The sequence below is a fragment of the Pseudomonas anatoliensis genome (assembly GCF_017976235.1).
Taxonomy (GTDB): domain Bacteria; phylum Pseudomonadota; class Gammaproteobacteria; order Pseudomonadales; family Pseudomonadaceae; genus Aquipseudomonas; species Aquipseudomonas anatoliensis.
In genome coordinates this window covers 426074-441334 of record NZ_JACVHC010000002.1, presented here as the reverse complement: position 1 = coordinate 441334, position 15261 = coordinate 426074, and the positions used below count along the sequence as shown (strand labels likewise).

The window sequence follows — 15261 nt, the reverse complement described above, 5'->3', positions numbered from 1 at the left end:
ATGCACGATGATCGATTCAATTGAAGCACTGGAAGCTATTTACGGTTTGCCCCACGAACGTGCGGTGCGCAAGCAGATCACTTTTCTCAACGAAGACTATCAGGCGATGGTGCGGGTCTCGCCGCTGGTAATCGTCAGCTCGGTGGGGGCCGATGGTCTCGACAATTCGCCGCGCGGTGATGCTCCGGGGTTTGTGCGGATCATCGATGAACGCACGCTGGCCCTGCCAGACCGCCCGGGCAACAACCGCATCGATACCTTGCGCAATGTGCTGCACGATCCACGGGTGTCACTGTTGTTCATCATTCCGGGGATTGGCGAGACGTTGCGGGTCAACGGCACGGCGTTGATCAGTGATGAACCGGCGTTACTGGAGAGTTTTTCGGTAAACGGCAAACCGGCGAAAACGGTGTTGCTGGTGACGGTGGAGGCGGCGTTTTTCCACTGTTCGAAGGCGTTTGTGCGTTCGGATGCGTGGAACCCTGAAACGCATCTGCCGCGTTCGGCGTTGCCCACGGCTGGCGCCTTTCATAAACGTCTGAACGATGGGCAATTCGACGCCGACACGTACGACCGCGAAGCGCCGACCAGGGTCCGCGATAGCCTTTACTGACGCACCACGCCCCCCCGTGTAGGAGCTGCCGAAGGCTGCGATCTTTTGATCCTGTTTTTTACAAGCAAGATCAAAAGATCGCAGCCTTCGGCAGCTCCTACAGGGGTAATGATCCAGAGGGTCAGAGGGTCAGAGGGTCAGAGGGTCAGAGGGTCAGAGGGTCAGAGGGTCAGAATCATCTCGTGCCACGCCATCCCGCCATGGTCGGACTCCGACGGCTTGATGTAGGCAAAACCAAACCCGGCATACAACGCAATGTGCTGTTCCTTGCACATCAAATGAATTGTCGCTTTATCCATCCCGCGCATGCGCTCGATGAACTCGGCCATCAAACGCTTGGCCAGGCCCTGCCCCTGAGAATCCGGGTGCACCACCACCGACATGATCACCACGTTCGGCCCCGCCGGATCATGGCCGATCAGTTCCTTGAACGCTTCATCCGACATCTGCACATCGAACGCCGCGCCCGAGTTGACGAACCCGGCGACCTCGCCATCCACCTCGGCAACGATGAAACCATCCGGCCAGGTCGCAATGCGTGTGGCGATCTTTTCACGGGTGGCGGCTTCATCGCCTTCGTAGGCAACGGTTTCGATGGCGTAGCAGCGATCCAGGTCAGTGGCAGTGACGTTGCGGATAACGGTGTTCATGGCAGCTCGGAAATCAGCGGGAAAAGTGCGCAAAGCATAAAGGAATAAGGAGTGCATATCGATCCGCGCGGGCAGCGTAAAGCCTGCGTATAAGCGCTTTTCTTGCGCCTCGCGGGCGGCTATTTCTGTGGCGTGTCTCTGATTACCCTTGGGGGAACCCGTTTATGAGCAGCGTAGAAATCGGCCTGTTAATGGTGTTGGGCATCAGTACGTTCGGCTTTATCACCCTGGGCATCGACCTGTTGCGGGCGCGACGTGTGGGCAAGGGCAAGCGTGGTTGAAAGCGTTGACTGGACGGATCGCTGATCCGTCCATCAACGTGCGTCACACCTTGAGCGGCAGCCAGATTTCCAGCGTGCCGGTATGCAACTTGGGATTGAAGTCTTCGCTGTAGCGCTCGAACTCCGGCGCATCCGCCGCTTCGCGACCGGATTGCGGCAGCCAGGTTTTCCAGACGTACTGGAAGGTCTCTGGCAACTGATCCAGTGAACCTTTGTGCTCGAACACCGCGTAATCCTGCGGTTGCACCTCGATCCAACGGTACTGTTCCGGCAGGTCATCGAGCTTGCTGATCTCGACACCGGCGATGTATTCGAAACCACCCTTGCCGTCCGCATTGCAGCAGACGCCGAAGGTCACTTCGCTTTTTTGCCCGGGAATCTTGCCCAGATGCGGGATGAATTTTTCCCACAGCGCGGGGATGCCATCGGTGGTGTCCTGGGTAAATCGTCCGCCAAGCCCTGCGATCAGCAGGAAGTGTCCATGTTCGAAGCGAGGTTCTGCCACTTCAACGCGTGTTTGCTCATCCATGACTCGACTCCTGGAACGAAAAAAGTGGGTTCGGCTGGGAGTATAGAAGCCAAACCCGATTCGCAACATTACAGCGTATGCAGGGCCTCGGCCGCACCCGACCCGACAAACTCGTTATAGCCAGATACGATCACGTAAACCGCGAAATAGCAGAAGATCGCTGCAGATGCCATGTAGGAGTAGCGCAGCAGTTTATCGCCCAAGAGCCTGCCGCCATGGCTTGCAGCGAAGCACAAACCGGCCGACCACACCAGCCCGGCGCACAGAAACCCGGCGAGGAACAACGCCGAGCTCAAAGGCCCGCCGCCACCCGAACGGGCGATCAACGTGCCGCCTACCGCAGCGAACCAGAGAATCGCGCTCGGCGATGACATGGCAAGGAAGATCCCCCGCAGGAACTCCTTGCGATGGGAGTTGTGCCCCACCTCAGCCGTCTCGGCCAACAGCGCATCGTGATGGATTGCCGAATAGATCATCTTCGCCGCGAAATAGATCAGCAGCGCCGAACCGCCGATCCACAGCACCCAGCGCACGGTTTCGTATTGCAGCAACACGGTCATCCCGGCGAGCGCCAGCACCGCGTAGATCAAATCGCCGACACAGGTGCCGAGGCCCAGCGCAAAGCCCTGAAAATACCCGCGCTGCATCGCCAACGTGATCATTGCGATGTTGGCCACGCCGATATCCAGGCACAGCGAAAGGCTCAGCAAAAAGCCGCTGGTGAATTCCATCAACCGATTTCCTTGGGAAAAATTTGTTTACGCACAGGCTGGACAGTCTGCCATCCCTGCCCTTATCTTCGCCAACAGGTCACCGCAGTGACCAGCGTCGCTCGGACGGTTCCGGGCGCTTACGTTATCCGAGGCAACAATGGCTGAACAAGGTTCGCCGCGCCGCTTTGCGCGCATAGATCGACTCCCCCCTTACGTTTTCAACATCACCGCCGAGCTGAAAATGGCCGCGCGGCGTCGTGGTGAAGACATCATCGACCTGAGCATGGGCAACCCCGACGGGGCCACGCCGCCGCACATTGTCGAAAAACTCGTGCAGGTCGCCCAGCGTGACGACACCCACGGTTATTCCACGTCCAAGGGCATTCCGCGCCTGCGTCGGGCGATTTCCAATTGGTACAAGCAGCGCTACGAAGTCGATATCGACCCGGAAAGCGAAGCCATTGTCACCATCGGTTCCAAGGAAGGCCTGGCGCATCTGATGCTGGCGACCCTGGATCAGGGCGACACGGTGCTAGTGCCGAACCCGAGCTACCCGATTCACATCTACGGCGCGGTGATTGCCGGCGCCCAGGTGCGTTCGGTGCCGCTGGTGCCGGGTGTGGATTTCTTCGCCGAACTGGAACGGGCGATTCGCGGCTCGATCCCCAAGCCGAAAATGATGATCCTTGGCTTCCCGTCGAACCCGACCGCGCAGTGCGTGGAACTGGATTTCTTCGAACGGGTGATCGCCCTCGCCAAGCAGTACGACGTGCTGGTGATCCACGATCTGGCCTACGCCGACATCGTCTACGACGGCTGGAAAGCCCCGTCGATCATGCAAGTGCCGGGCGCCAAGGACATCGCGGTGGAGTTTTTCACCCTGTCCAAGAGCTACAACATGGCCGGTTGGCGCATCGGTTTCATGGTCGGCAACCCGGAACTGGTCAACGCCTTGGCGCGGATCAAGAGCTACCACGACTACGGCACTTTCACCCCACTGCAAGTCGCCGCGATTGCTGCGCTGGAAGGCGATCAGCAGTGCGTGAAAGACATCGCCGAGCAGTATCGCCAGCGCCGCAATGTGCTGGTCAAGGGACTGCATGAGCTGGGCTGGATGGTTGAAAACCCGAAGGCTTCGATGTACGTCTGGGCGAAGATTCCCGAGGCTTACGCGCACTTGGGCTCGCTGGAATTCGCCAAGAAACTGCTGGCCGAGGCCAAGGTTTGCGTCTCGCCGGGGGTGGGGTTTGGTGAGTATGGCGATGATCACGTGCGCTTCGCGCTGATCGAAAACCAGGACCGCATTCGCCAGGCTGTGCGCGGCATTCGCGGGATGTTCCGGGCGGACGGGTTAGCCCCGAAATCCAGCAGCTAACGTAGATCTCCTGTAGGAGCTGCCGAAGACTGCGATCTTTTGACGTTGATTTAAAAAGATCAAAAGATCGCAGCCTCGTTTCACTCGACAGCTCCTACAGGGAGATGTGTTCAGCCTTAAGGTTTCACCCACAAAAAAACCGCATCGCTGCGGTTTTTTTGTGTCTGGCGTTTGCTGTTAAACGAACATCGATAACAGCAGGATAAAGCCCAACGCGACCACCGAGAGGATGGTTTCCATCGCCGTCCAGGTCTTGAACGTCTCAGCCACGGTCATGTTGAAGTATTGCTTCACCAGCCAGAAACCGGCGTCGGATTCGCGGGATGTTCCGGGCGGATGGGTTAGCCCCGAAATCCAGCAGCTAACGTAGATCTCCTGTAGGAGCTGCCGAAGGCTGCGATCTTTTGCTGTCGATTTTCAAAGATCAAAAGATCGCAGCCTCGTTTCACTCGACAGCTCCTACAGGGGGATGTGTTCAGCCTTAAGGTTTCACCCACAAAAAAACCGCATCGCTGCGGTTTTTTTGTGTCTGGCGTTTACTGTTAAACGAACATCGACAACAGCAGGATAAAGCCCAACGCGACCACCGAGAGGATGGTTTCCATCGCCGTCCAGGTCTTGAACGTCTCAGCCACGGTCATGTTGAAGTATTGCTTCACCAGCCAGAAACCGGCGTCGTTGACGTGGGACAGGATCAACGAACCGGCACCGGTGGCCAGCACCAGCAGCTCACGGTTAACGCCCGGAACCATCCCGACCACCGGCACCACAATGCCCGCGCCAGTGATGGTCGCGACCGTTGCCGAACCGGTAGCAATACGGATCACCGCCGCCACCAGCCATGCCAGCAGGATCGGCGAGATCTGCGCGCTGACCGCCATGTGGCCGATCACGTCGCCCACGCCGCTGGTCACCAGCATCTGCTTGAAGCCACCGCCGGCACCGATGATCAGGATGATCGCGGCGGTCGGCGCCAGGCTCGCATCCAGCCACTTGAGGATCTGGTTGGAACCGATGCCCTGCTTGTAACCGAAGGTGTAAAGCGACAGCAGCAACGCCAGCAGCAGTGCCGAGATCGGGTGACCGATCATGTCCATCCAGGTGCGGAAGAAGTTACCGTCCGGCAGCGCCACGTCAGCGAAGGTCTTCAGCAGCATCAGGAATACCGGCAGCAGCACGGTGATCAGGGTGATGCTGAAGCTCGGCAGGACAGCGGTATCGTTTTCGCGGGCCAGTTGATCGACCAGCTCCTGATTCGGGTGACCCGGAATATGTTTGGCGATGAACGTACCGAAGATCGGCCCGGCAATGATTGCAGTCGGCAGCGCAACGATCAGACCGTAGAGAATGGTCTTGCCGATGTCAGCACCGAATACGCCGATGGCCAGCAGCGGGCCCGGGTGCGGTGGCACCAGACCGTGCACGGCGGACAGGCCGGCGAGCAGCGGGATACCGATCTTGATGATCGACACGCCCGTGCGGCGGGCAACGATGAACACCAGCGGAATCAGCAGCACGAAGCCGATTTCGAAGAACAACGGAATGCCCACCAGGAACGCGGCGAACATCATTGCCCACTGGACTTTGTCCTTGCCGAACGCGCGAATCAGGGTCTGGGCAATCTGGTCTGCCCCGCCCGATTCGGCCATCATTTTGCCGAGCATGGTGCCCAGCGCGAGGATGATGCCGACAAAACCGAGCACGCCACCAAAGCCGTCCTGGAACGCTTTGATGATGGTGCCGATCGGCATGCCGGACGTCAGGCCGAGGAATGCGGCGGCGATGGTCAGGGCAATGAAGGGGTGAATCTTGAACTTGGTGATCAGGATGATAAGTCCGATCACCGTGACCACTGCATCAAGCAGCAGGTAGGCGTCGTGGGACATGCCAAACATTGGGGGTGTCTCCTGGTTTGTTGTTGTTATTAAAGCGGGTTAATCAGAAGTCGTAAGGACAGCGCTATCTGCATGAACACACTCATACCGCCTGTTTCAGGCCATTGGCCTGCCACCAGACGTGAGCTTGCTCTGCCAGTTCTTCGACGCTGTGGATCGAAGCGTTCAACGCCAGGGTCAACGGCTCGCCTTTGGGCGATTCGAGGGTGGCGAACTGGCTTTCGATCAACGTGGCCGGCATGAAGTGGCCCGGACGATGAGACACACGCTCGGCGGCAACTTCAGGGGTCAACTCAAGGAACACGAAGCCCAGGCCCGGCAAGGCACTGCGCAGGATTTCGCGATAACTGTGTTTGAGGGCCGAGCAGGTCAGCACCGGGCGCTGGCCCGTGGCGTCAACGCGGCGCAGCTCCTCGCACAGGCTGTCGAGCCAGCCGGCACGGTCGTCGTCGTTCAGGGGGATCCCCGCGCTCATCTTTTCGATGTTCGCGGCCGGATGGAAAGTATCGCCTTCAATGGCAGTGGCGCCGCTCAATTGGCACAGGGCCTCGCTGACGCACGTCTTGCCGCAACCGGCAACGCCCATGATGACCAGGGCGGTGATGGGATGATTCATGAAACACCTCAGCGCGCAGACAGCGCTACCTTTGCAAGCTATGACTCTAGTGCACAGATAGAAGTTGCCGACGCCTTCTTGTCGTTTTTTTGGGTTGCAGCAGGTTTGTTCCCAACACCAAAAAGCGAAGATCAGGCAGGACCTCGCTTACGCATTTGCAGCTGCATCAGGACAGCGCTACCTTAGTGCCTTGATTTTTGTTTGGCAAGCCGCCCGATGACCACTCCTAAAAACGATAAAAATACCCGGACCACCGGCCGTCCCACCCTCAATGAAGTTGCTCGCCTTGCCGGCGTCAGCCCGATTACCGCATCCCGTGCCTTGCGCGGGGTCAGCACCGTGGCCACCGAACTGGTGGAAAAAGTCCGCAAGGCCGCCCTAGAACTCAACTACGTGGTCAACCCTGCCGCCCGTGCTTTGGCCTCGGCGCAGAGCCATTCTGTAGTGGTTTTGGTGCCGTCACTGTCCAACCTGTTGTTCATCGATACGCTGGAAGCCATTCATCGGGTTTTGACGCCCAAGGGCTTCGAAGTACTGATCGGCAACTTCCACTACTCCCGTGATGAAGAAGAAAACCTGCTGCGCAACTACATGGCTTATCAGCCGCGCGGGTTTCTGCTGACCGGTTTTGATCGCACCGAAAGTTCGCGGCGAATGATCGAGGCCAGCAACATTCCCTGCGTGTACATGATGGAACTGGACAGCGCTGCGGGCGTGAATTGCGTCGGCTTCTCCCAGCTCAGCGCCGGCGAAACGGCGGCAGAGCATTTGCTTTCCCGTGGGCGCAAACGTCTGGCTTACATCGGTGCGCAACTTGATCAGCGCACGTTGCTGCGAGGCGAAGGTTTTCGCAAAGCGTTGCAGAAGGCCGGGCGTTATGACCCGGATCTGGAAATGCTGACGCCGCGTGCTTCGTCGGTGGGATTGGGTGGCGAGTTGTTTCTGCAATTGCTGGCGGCGCACCCGGATGTCGATGCGATCTTCTTCGGCAACGATGACCTGGCACAAGGTGCATTGCTGGAGGCGCTGCGCCACGGCATCAAAATCCCTGAGCAAGTGGCAATTCTGGGCTTCAACGACTTGCCGATGTCCGAGCACATGGTGCCGCGCCTGAGCAGCATCAACACCCCGCGTGAGGCGATTGGCCGGCGCGCAGCGGAGCAGATGCTGACGTTGATGGCGGGCAACAACGTGGCACGGCCGGTGGAAGACATGGGCTTCGAACTGAAGATCCGCGAAAGCACCTGAGCCTGCCTCGGGTCCATGTAGGAGCTGCCGAAGGCTGCGATCTTTTGATCTTGTTGTTAAAGATCAAGATCAAAAGATCGCAGCCTTCGGCAGCTCCTACAGGGGGGTTGTGCGTCAGTCGATACATTATTGACTGACAGACCGCTATCGCTGGCAAGCCAGCTCCCACAGGTTTCTGTGGCGCACACAAGCCCAAGGTTTACCCCGCAATTTGTGCGGGGCTTAGTGGCCGAGCAATTCGACCAACGCCAATGCAGCCTTCTGTAACGGCTGGCTCTTGAGCCATACCGCGTGTACCGGCAGTACCAGGCCATTTTCGATGTTGCGAAAATTCAGCCGTTTCAAACGCCCGGCATCCAGTCGCGACTGCACCACCGACAGCGGGAAATTACCCCAGCCCAATCCCGCCTCGACCATTTCCATCGCGGTTTCCAGGGTATCGGTGCGCCAGTGCGATTCAGCCACTAACGGCCGCGTCTCACTGATCGGCAAGTCACGACTGGCGACGAAGATCTGCCGTACGTGCACCAGGTCTTCAAGAAACAGATCCTGTCCCTGCAACAACGGACTGTCCGCCGCCAGCGTCGCGATCATCCGTTCGCTGCCGACAAACTGAAAGCGCTCCAGCACGTTCATGCTCAACCCGGCGAACGCCAGGCATACACTGACGCGACCGCTGTGCAGCATCGCCAGCACATCATCCTGCGGCGCCGTCAGGACTTCGATGTCGAGCAGCGGATGGCGCTCGGCAATAGCCTTGATCGCCGCCAGCAAACGCCGACGGTCGATGTCCGCGACCACGCCGATCGACAACTTGCTCTCCAGCCCCAACGACAACTCCACCGCGTGCACTTGCAGTTGCTTGAGCTGCCCGGCAATCAGCCGTGCGTGCGGTACCAGAGAAAGCGCCATCGCCGTCGGTTGCGGTTCGCGATGGCTGCGATCAAACAGCGAATAACCGAGTTCGGCTTCAAGGTTGCCGATGCCCATGCTCACTGCCGACGGGACTTTGCCCAATGCGCGGGCGGCAGCGGAAAACGAGCCGCGTTCAATCACCGCAAGGAACAGTTCAATGCTGTCGCTGTTGAAATTCAATGGGTCAACCTATCAATAGAACTGAAAGCTTCTGACTTTTTCTGTCAGCCCTATTGAAGCTATCTTTCGCCGCCTCCGCCAGTCCCACTGGCCAACAAATGGCAAGAAAGAGGCAAATCTGCATGCAAGGCGTCAAACGCAAACTGGTCTATGTATCGCTCTACGAAGTGATCGGCATGACCTTTTCCGCCCTCGGTCTGGCCCTGTTGTCGGGCACCTCGCCGGGCAGCACCGGGCCGTTGGCGGTGATCATCACCACCATCGCCGTCACCTGGAATTTCATCTATACCTCGATGTTCGAGCACTGGGAGAGTCGTCAGCAGTCACGCACCCGCACCGTAAAACGACGCATCGCCCACGCAATCGGCTTTCAACTGACGTTGATCGTGTTCCTGATTCCGTTGATCGCGTGGTGGATGAATATCAGTCTGGTGCAGGCGTTCCTGCTGGATCTGGCGCTGATCATCTTCATCCCTTGCTACACGTTTGCGTTCAACTGGCTGTTTGATCGGGTGTTTGGTCTGCCTGCCTCGGCGTTGCCGGATTCCCCTGCGGCGGCATAAATCGTCAGCCACTGCAATGGAAACATGATGTAGGAGCTGCGGCACGCTGCGATCTTTTGATCTTGAATTTAAAAGATCAAAAGATCGCAGCGTGCCGCAGCTCCTACAGTTGCTATGCGGTGCTAGTTCAGTTGCAGGGTCTCATTGAACTGGCTGATCGCATCTACCACATGCCGCGAGCCTTGCTGAATCTCCAGGATCACCTCCCCCGCCTCATTCGCCAGTTCAACCCCAAGCCCGGTGCGGCTCAAACTCGATTGCATGCTCGAAACCGCACTCAACGACAAGTCATGGTTCTTGCGCACCACTTCAACAATCTCCAGCGTCGCCTGACTGGTGCGCGCAGCAAGACTGCGCACTTCATCCGCGACCACCGCAAAACCCCGCCCATGTTCGCCGGCCCGCGCTGCTTCGATGGCCGCGTTCAGCGCCAGCAAATTGGTCTGATCGGCGATGCCGCGTATGGTCTGGACGATGGTGCCGATGATGTCCGACTGCTTGCTGACCGCATCGATGCTGACCGCCGCTTCGTTGAGGTCGCGGGAAATGTCCTGAATGATCTGCACCGTTTGCTGCACGACCTGTGAGCCTTTTTGCGCGCAGGCGTCGTTTTGTACCGAAGTGCTGTGGGCCGATTCCGCGGCATTCTGCAACGTGGTCATCTGGCGGGTGATGTCGCTGGCGAACTTGACCACTTTGTACAAGCGGCCCTTGGCGTCGAACAACGGGTTATACGAAGCTTCGAGGTAAACCATCTGCCCGGACTTGTTCTTGCGCTCGAAGCGATGGGAGTGATATTCGCCGCGATTGAGCGAAGCCCAGAATGCCTTGTATTGCACCGACTCGGCTTCGGCCCGATGGCAGAACATGCTGTGGTGGTGGCCGACAACTTCGTTGAGCGTGTATTGCGTGGTCTTGAGGAAGTTTTCGTTGGCGGTAATCACATTGCCCTCCGGCGTGAACTCGATCACCGCCATCGAGCGACCAATCGCCGCGAGCATGCTTTCCTCTTCATGTTCCTTGTTGATCCGCGCGGTAATGTCCGCCGCCACTTTGATCACACTTTTTACTTGTTTGTCCGGGCCATAGACCGGCATGTAACTGGCTTCTAGCCAGACTTCCCTGCCGCTCTTGTTCAAACGCAGGAACGTCCCGCTGATCGGCTCGCCCCGAGCCAGGTCACGCCATAACTTCGCGTAATCCTCGCTGCGATAAAACGCTTCTTCGCAAAAGATCCGGTGATGTTTGCCGCGCACTTCTTCGGCACCGTAGCCCATGGTCTTGCAAAAGTTTTCATTGGCATCCAGAACAATGCCATCGGGGCTGAACTCGATCATCGCCATCGAACGGCTGATCGCCGCCAACTTGGCATTGGTTTCAGTCAAGGCGCAGCTGAAGCGCTCGATTTCCTTCAGGTCAGCCTTGTGATGTAGGTTGAACATGGTTGTATCACCTTCCGCGCGTTCTTTTGATTTGATGAAAGTTCAGGTCTTTCAGAATCCACCACTACGTTCCACAGAACAGGCACACGCCTTCCTCCATGGGAGGAAGTTGTCAGGTGATAAATGATGATCAATCGGAACGTCCATGCAGCAACGCTCTAATCAAGACATCCTTCTCTTGATAGCCCGGTTGAGGGCCAGCCCTAACGTGTTGAAGAAAGTCCATTTAGGTGTCGCTCCTTGTTGGTTCGGTGTCGGTGCCTCGGGTTGCGCACTCTGGCAGCATGAATCACGTACTAACCCTATGGACTCGGCACGCTTTGGCATGACGGTCGACATAGTTAGTTAGGTGTCAGCATAGCCAGCGCGAAGTCTTGCGCAAGGCCACTAGTCGGCCAGTATCTGGCACTTTTTGCACAAGAAACGGTTCAGCGAAGACGTCTCAAAAAATATCTATCCAGAGTCAAGCGCCACCATTCGTCGGAAACCAGCCTCTACCTGTCAGACCTGACAGTTGTCGTAACGGCACCATTCCCTTCTGATCAGAGCTCCAGCTGCTCTTTTACTCGCAGCCACACACGAAGGAACGTCGCCATGATCAAGCCGCACGATGAAAACAATCCGCTCGCGCTTCATCGCCCCTTCATTGTCGGCAGTACCGATCTGAGCACACCAGAGCACTACGACGGCGGTATCCCGGTACGCGCGCTCGAGGGCGATTTACAAATCATCTTCAATCCCTGGTTGGTGATGAGCATTGGCGATGAGCTCAAATGTTTCTGGGGCAATCTCTCGACGCCGGTGCGCAGCATCATTATCGAAGACGAAAACCAGGTGGGGGAACGGGTCGTCATCACCATTCCCCAAGGCTTTGTTATCGATGGTGACGCGCAGATGTTTTACAGCGTAACGCGCGTGGGCCAGGCCGAGGAAAGTTACCAGCCGGTGCTGACGATGCTGGTCAAGACGACGCGCCCGGGCGGCTTCGATGACAGCCCTGAAGAAGGCCACTCCGGCCTCAATTACACGCTCATACCGGACTTGTCCAACGGGGTGGATCCCGGCATGGCCGAGCGCGGAATCCAGATGCGCATCGAGCCCTACGAAAACATGGCGACGTTTGATTGCATCATTTGCCGCTGGGGGAGCCAGCAGGTCACTTATTACCCCGTGACCCAGCAGCAGATCGACGACCCGGCCAACCACCCGATTATCGTCACCTTCGACAAAGCAACCATCGAGAAACACGGCGATGGCGCCAACGTCCCGGTGACCTATCAAGTGATCGACCGCGTCGGCAACTACCCCGACGAGCGTGCGCCCTGGGCGAAAATCACCCGTGTACTGGTGGACCTGAAAGGCAATCGCTTGAATGCAGCGCTGGTGCTGGTCGATGGCAAACCGGTGTCGACCATTGATCTTGCGAAACTGGGGGATATCAACGTCATCGTCTGGATCTATACCCCGGAAAATGACTTCGCCGTAGGCGACAAGGTCGTCATGACCTGGACCGGCACGGCGCCCAACGGTCAGCCGATCATCGTCGGGCCACTGGAGCAGACAGTCGAATATGTGCCGTTCCATTGCGATTTCGTCATTCCCAACGCCTCGGTCAAAGCCATCGCCAAAGGCTGGGCTTCAGTGGGTTACATACTGCAAAGAGCGGGCGTGGCGGACAGGCCGTCGAAAAATACCAGCGTGACTGTTGAAGGGCAGATCAACCATCTGGCGGCGCCCTCGGTAGTTGAGGCGCCGGGCGGCATTCTGGATCCCGATGAACCTTGGGCAACGGCGAAGATCGCTGCATATCCGGGCCGCAAGGGTAGCGATCAACTGACGCTGATCATGGAGGCGCGACACCCCAATGGCACCATCGTTTATTACGACGATTCGCGGCCAGTCGGTAATGTCCCCGAGAACGAGCCTATTCTGCGCAGCGTCAGCAACGCCGTAATTCGTCGGTTCACCGGGTTGCGCGTGAAGGTGTTTTATCGGGTGGCGAACGATGACGCTGTACTGCTTGATGTGCGCGACTCGCAGGTGTTTTACATGCAGGTAGGTGTGTCACTGCCCCAGTTTGAGCGGCCGCACGTAGAAGAAGCCGGGCAGGACGGCACGCTCGATCCGGACCATGTTCCACCGACGGGCGCCACATTGGTTGTGCCACATACCAACACAATCCTGGGGGATTGCGTGACCTATCGGTGGCGCGGCTCGACCACTGACGGAAGCACCAGTGACTTCATCGAACTGACGTCGCACACGGTGGGAAAACCGGTGAAATTCACTGTGCCCAAAACGTATGTGATCAACAACCTGAATGGCACGGTGATGGCGAGCTACACCCTGCAGCGCAATGGCCAAATGATGGGGACCTCGGCCGAACTGAAGTTGAATATCGGCAAGCCACAGGCCGAACTGCCACCGCCCGAAGTCGTTGAAGCACCCGATCTCATACTTGATCCCAATCAACACCAGCACGGCTTTACCGTCAGGTTCAATTCCGCCGAAGTTCCACCCGGCAGCGAGATCGAACTGACAATCACCGGCCGCCCCGCAGACGGCTCGACCACGCCACAGCGTAAACCGGTCAACGGCCAGCAGCGCGTTGATTTCAATATTGCGCCAGCTATCACTGGCGCCAATTTAAAACGCAGTGTTTTGATTGAATACAAAGTGCTGAATACCCGAGCGCCTACACCTGCGCAAACGCTGGAGTTGCGTATTGGTGAACTGTTACAACGGAGCATGCCGAAACCATTGTTGGAAGGGTTCTCGGGAGAAGTTCTGCAAATGAGTTTGATTACGAATGCTACTAAGGTGCTGTGCGACAAGTGGCCGTTCCAGCGCAGCGGCCTGCCGATCTGGTTAAGTTACAAGGAACAAAGAACCGACGGGACTTCACGTTCCAAAGATCAGTTTGTGGGTACGGCGCATGATCAGGGAGCCGGGTTGAGTTATACGGCCGAGGTGGCGTGGTTGCGTGAGTGCAAGGCGGATTCGACGGTTGCGATTGTGTTGAAGGTGGGATTTTTTAGAGAGGCTATGGTGAGTGATGCGGTGGAGTGTGAGGCCAGGGTTTATACGGTGAAGGCGGGGTTGGATGAACTATCAACTTTCACAGGGTACGATTGGCATCGGTGGACACTGATTGAAAATTTTCCCAAAGCAGAGATATGTGAAGAAGAAGGGGAATTCTTCGTTCAGTCAATCCCAAGCAGCAGTAGCCCTCCCTCTTATTATGTAGCTTTGAAAAAAACATTTGAGGTTGATAGTGGTGAACCGTATATATTTAGCTTTGACTACCAATGCGCAGTTGACGTAAATGCTCTCATTACACAGCCCTACCAGATTTACAAAGACATTCTTCCGGCCACCACTAAATGGCAGTCCAGGTCTAGCATATTTCTCGCAGCGTTTTCGCAAATTATCGTGTACGTTTATATTGGACACACCATAGACAATGTTATTAAGGTAGATAACCTTCGGATAAGAAAATACTAACTTAGCAGCTACTACCCGCCAAACCTGATCAGCCATTACGGTATCCCGTAATGGCTGTTATTGGCTTTCAATGCCCAAAAACATCCACTTTCTTGGCCTTCTTCTCCGCCCGCTTCTCAATCGCGGTCTTGGCCGGTTTCTTCTTCGCGGCTTTCTTTGAATCCATACCTTTGGACATGTCAAATACTCCACTCACAGGGCTGTAGGCTCAGGTATACACCTATCCAGTGACGCGCGTTCTTTTATAATCGCCGCCTCCCCCACCGCCAGTCAGATCCCATGCCCGACACCCAGTACAGCCTGCTCGACGAGTCGTTATGGCCGTTGATGAACAAGTTCTACCGCAGCCACCAATCCTCGATGAAATCCGTGCGCGAGGCGCAGTTGTGGGTGGCTCGGCGTGGCGACATTGTTGCGGCGCTATGTTTGCGGCCGGTGGCGGGTGGGCTGTGGTTGACGGGGTTGTTTGTTGATCCTGCGTGTCGTGAGCAGGGGGTTGCTGCGCAGTTGATCAGCATGGCGGTGAAGGATGTGACAGAGCCGGTGTGGCTGTTCTGCCATCCGGATTTGCGCGGGTTTTATGAGCGACGCGGGTTCAGTGCCGACCCTGCCCTGCCCCAGGCGATGGCGGAGCGGTTGAGCCGGTATGCGCGGAGCAAGCCGATGATTGCGATGGGGTTGAATGCAGGGCAATAAAGATCAAAAGATCGTAGCCTTCGGCAGCTCCTACACGGATC

The 15261-nt window shown here is 57.2% G+C and carries 12 protein-coding genes and 3 pseudogenes; 6 read left to right on the top strand and 9 right to left on the bottom strand.

The window, feature by feature from the left end; all coding sequences use genetic code 11:
* The first annotated feature begins 7 nt into the window (after positions 1-7).
* Positions 8-613, top strand: a complete 606-nt coding sequence (locus ICA16_RS07340) for a pyridoxamine 5'-phosphate oxidase family protein (protein ID WP_210700307.1) — start codon at positions 8-10, stop codon at positions 611-613.
* A 161-nt stretch (positions 614-774) separates the two neighbouring features.
* Here the strand turns inward: ICA16_RS07340 and ICA16_RS07335 are convergent, their stop codons facing one another.
* The 3 genes from ICA16_RS07335 to ICA16_RS07325 all read right to left on the bottom strand — a co-directional run bounded on the left by ICA16_RS07335 (position 775) and on the right by ICA16_RS07325 (position 2804).
* On the bottom strand, positions 775-1263 hold the full coding sequence (locus ICA16_RS07335; protein WP_210554110.1) for a GNAT family N-acetyltransferase: 489 nt from the start codon (positions 1261-1263) through the stop codon (positions 775-777).
* Positions 1264-1587: 324 nt separating this feature from the next.
* The gene (locus tag ICA16_RS07330) at positions 1588-2073 is read right to left on the bottom strand and encodes a GyrI-like domain-containing protein (RefSeq protein WP_210700306.1); all 486 of its coding nucleotides are present in this window, start codon (positions 2071-2073) and stop codon (positions 1588-1590) included.
* Positions 2074-2141: 68 nt separating this feature from the next.
* Positions 2142-2804: a LysE family translocator gene (locus ICA16_RS07325; protein ID WP_210554112.1), complete on the bottom strand. Its 663-nt coding sequence runs from the start codon at positions 2802-2804 to the stop codon at positions 2142-2144.
* Between the two features lie 139 nt (positions 2805-2943).
* Here ICA16_RS07325 and alaC point away from each other — a divergent pair, with 139 nt between their 5' ends.
* Positions 2944-4161: an alanine transaminase gene (alaC, locus tag ICA16_RS07320; protein ID WP_150616125.1), complete on the top strand. Its 1218-nt coding sequence runs from the start codon at positions 2944-2946 to the stop codon at positions 4159-4161.
* A gap of 177 nt (positions 4162-4338) precedes the next feature.
* On the opposite strand, the pseudogene ICA16_RS07315 reads toward alaC, so the two are convergent.
* The 3 genes and pseudogenes from ICA16_RS07315 to ICA16_RS07305 form a co-directional block, all read right to left on the bottom strand.
* Positions 4339-4485: pseudogene (locus tag ICA16_RS07315) on the bottom strand (GntT/GntP/DsdX family permease); the annotation flags it as partial.
* 218 nt (positions 4486-4703) lie between these two features.
* Entirely contained in the window at positions 4704-6056 is a 1353-nt protein-coding gene (locus ICA16_RS07310; protein WP_042560582.1) for a GntT/GntP/DsdX family permease, read from the bottom strand.
* A gap of 82 nt (positions 6057-6138) precedes the next feature.
* Positions 6139-6672, bottom strand: a complete 534-nt coding sequence (locus tag ICA16_RS07305; RefSeq protein ID WP_150592911.1) for a gluconokinase — start codon at positions 6670-6672, stop codon at positions 6139-6141.
* 216 nt (positions 6673-6888) lie between these two features.
* Here ICA16_RS07305 and gntR point away from each other — a divergent pair, with 216 nt between their 5' ends.
* Positions 6889-7920 (top strand): HTH-type transcriptional regulator GntR, encoded by a 1032-nt coding sequence (gene gntR, locus ICA16_RS07300; RefSeq protein ID WP_210554114.1) that lies wholly within the window; start codon positions 6889-6891, stop codon positions 7918-7920.
* 222 nt (positions 7921-8142) lie between these two features.
* On the opposite strand, the gene ICA16_RS07295 is transcribed toward gntR, so the two are convergent.
* Positions 8143-9015, bottom strand: coding sequence for a LysR family transcriptional regulator (locus ICA16_RS07295; protein WP_150601599.1), 873 nt, complete (start codon positions 9013-9015; stop codon positions 8143-8145).
* 122 nt (positions 9016-9137) lie between these two features.
* On the opposite strand from ICA16_RS07295, the gene ICA16_RS07290 reads away from it, so the two are divergent.
* Positions 9138-9578, top strand: coding sequence for a PACE efflux transporter (locus ICA16_RS07290; protein WP_150601600.1), 441 nt, complete (start codon positions 9138-9140; stop codon positions 9576-9578).
* Between the two features lie 122 nt (positions 9579-9700).
* Here the strand turns inward: ICA16_RS07290 and ICA16_RS28420 are convergent.
* Positions 9701-10126, bottom strand: a pseudogene (locus tag ICA16_RS28420) (methyl-accepting chemotaxis protein); the annotation flags it as partial.
* A 120-nt stretch (positions 10127-10246) separates the two neighbouring features.
* Positions 10247-11020, bottom strand: a pseudogene (locus tag ICA16_RS28415) (PAS domain-containing protein); the annotation flags it as partial.
* Between the two features lie 594 nt (positions 11021-11614).
* On the opposite strand from ICA16_RS28415, the gene ICA16_RS07280 reads away from it, so the two are divergent.
* A complete protein-coding gene (locus ICA16_RS07280) occupies positions 11615-14524 on the top strand; it encodes a hypothetical protein (protein ID WP_210700304.1) in 2910 nt (969 codons plus the stop codon).
* A gap of 279 nt (positions 14525-14803) precedes the next feature.
* Positions 14804-15220 carry a GNAT family N-acetyltransferase gene (locus ICA16_RS07275; protein WP_210700303.1) on the top strand — a complete coding sequence of 139 codons (417 nt, stop codon included), beginning with the start codon at positions 14804-14806 and terminating at the stop codon, positions 15218-15220.
* Positions 15221-15261 lie beyond the last annotated feature (41 nt).

Bases quoted from the DNA above. Each gene is read 5' to 3' on its own strand.
- ICA16_RS07340 (WP_210700307.1), top strand. From the start codon at position 8: ATGATCGATTCAATTGAAGCACTGGAAGCTATTTACGGTTTGCCCCAC.
- ICA16_RS07335 (WP_210554110.1), bottom strand. From the start codon at position 1,263: ATGAACACCGTTATCCGCAACGTCACTGCCACTGACCTGGATCGCTGC.
- ICA16_RS07330 (WP_210700306.1), bottom strand. From the start codon at position 2,073: ATGGATGAGCAAACACGCGTTGAAGTGGCAGAACCTCGCTTCGAACAT.
- ICA16_RS07325 (WP_210554112.1), bottom strand. From the start codon at position 2,804: ATGGAATTCACCAGCGGCTTTTTGCTGAGCCTTTCGCTGTGCCTGGAT.
- alaC (WP_150616125.1), top strand. From the start codon at position 2,944: ATGGCTGAACAAGGTTCGCCGCGCCGCTTTGCGCGCATAGATCGACTC.
- ICA16_RS07310 (WP_042560582.1), bottom strand. From the start codon at position 6,056: ATGTTTGGCATGTCCCACGACGCCTACCTGCTGCTTGATGCAGTGGTC.
- ICA16_RS07305 (WP_150592911.1), bottom strand. From the start codon at position 6,672: ATGAATCATCCCATCACCGCCCTGGTCATCATGGGCGTTGCCGGTTGC.
- gntR (WP_210554114.1), top strand. From the start codon at position 6,889: ATGACCACTCCTAAAAACGATAAAAATACCCGGACCACCGGCCGTCCC.
- ICA16_RS07290 (WP_150601600.1), top strand. From the start codon at position 9,138: ATGCAAGGCGTCAAACGCAAACTGGTCTATGTATCGCTCTACGAAGTG.
- ICA16_RS07280 (WP_210700304.1), top strand. From the start codon at position 11,615: ATGATCAAGCCGCACGATGAAAACAATCCGCTCGCGCTTCATCGCCCC.
- ICA16_RS07275 (WP_210700303.1), top strand. From the start codon at position 14,804: ATGCCCGACACCCAGTACAGCCTGCTCGACGAGTCGTTATGGCCGTTG.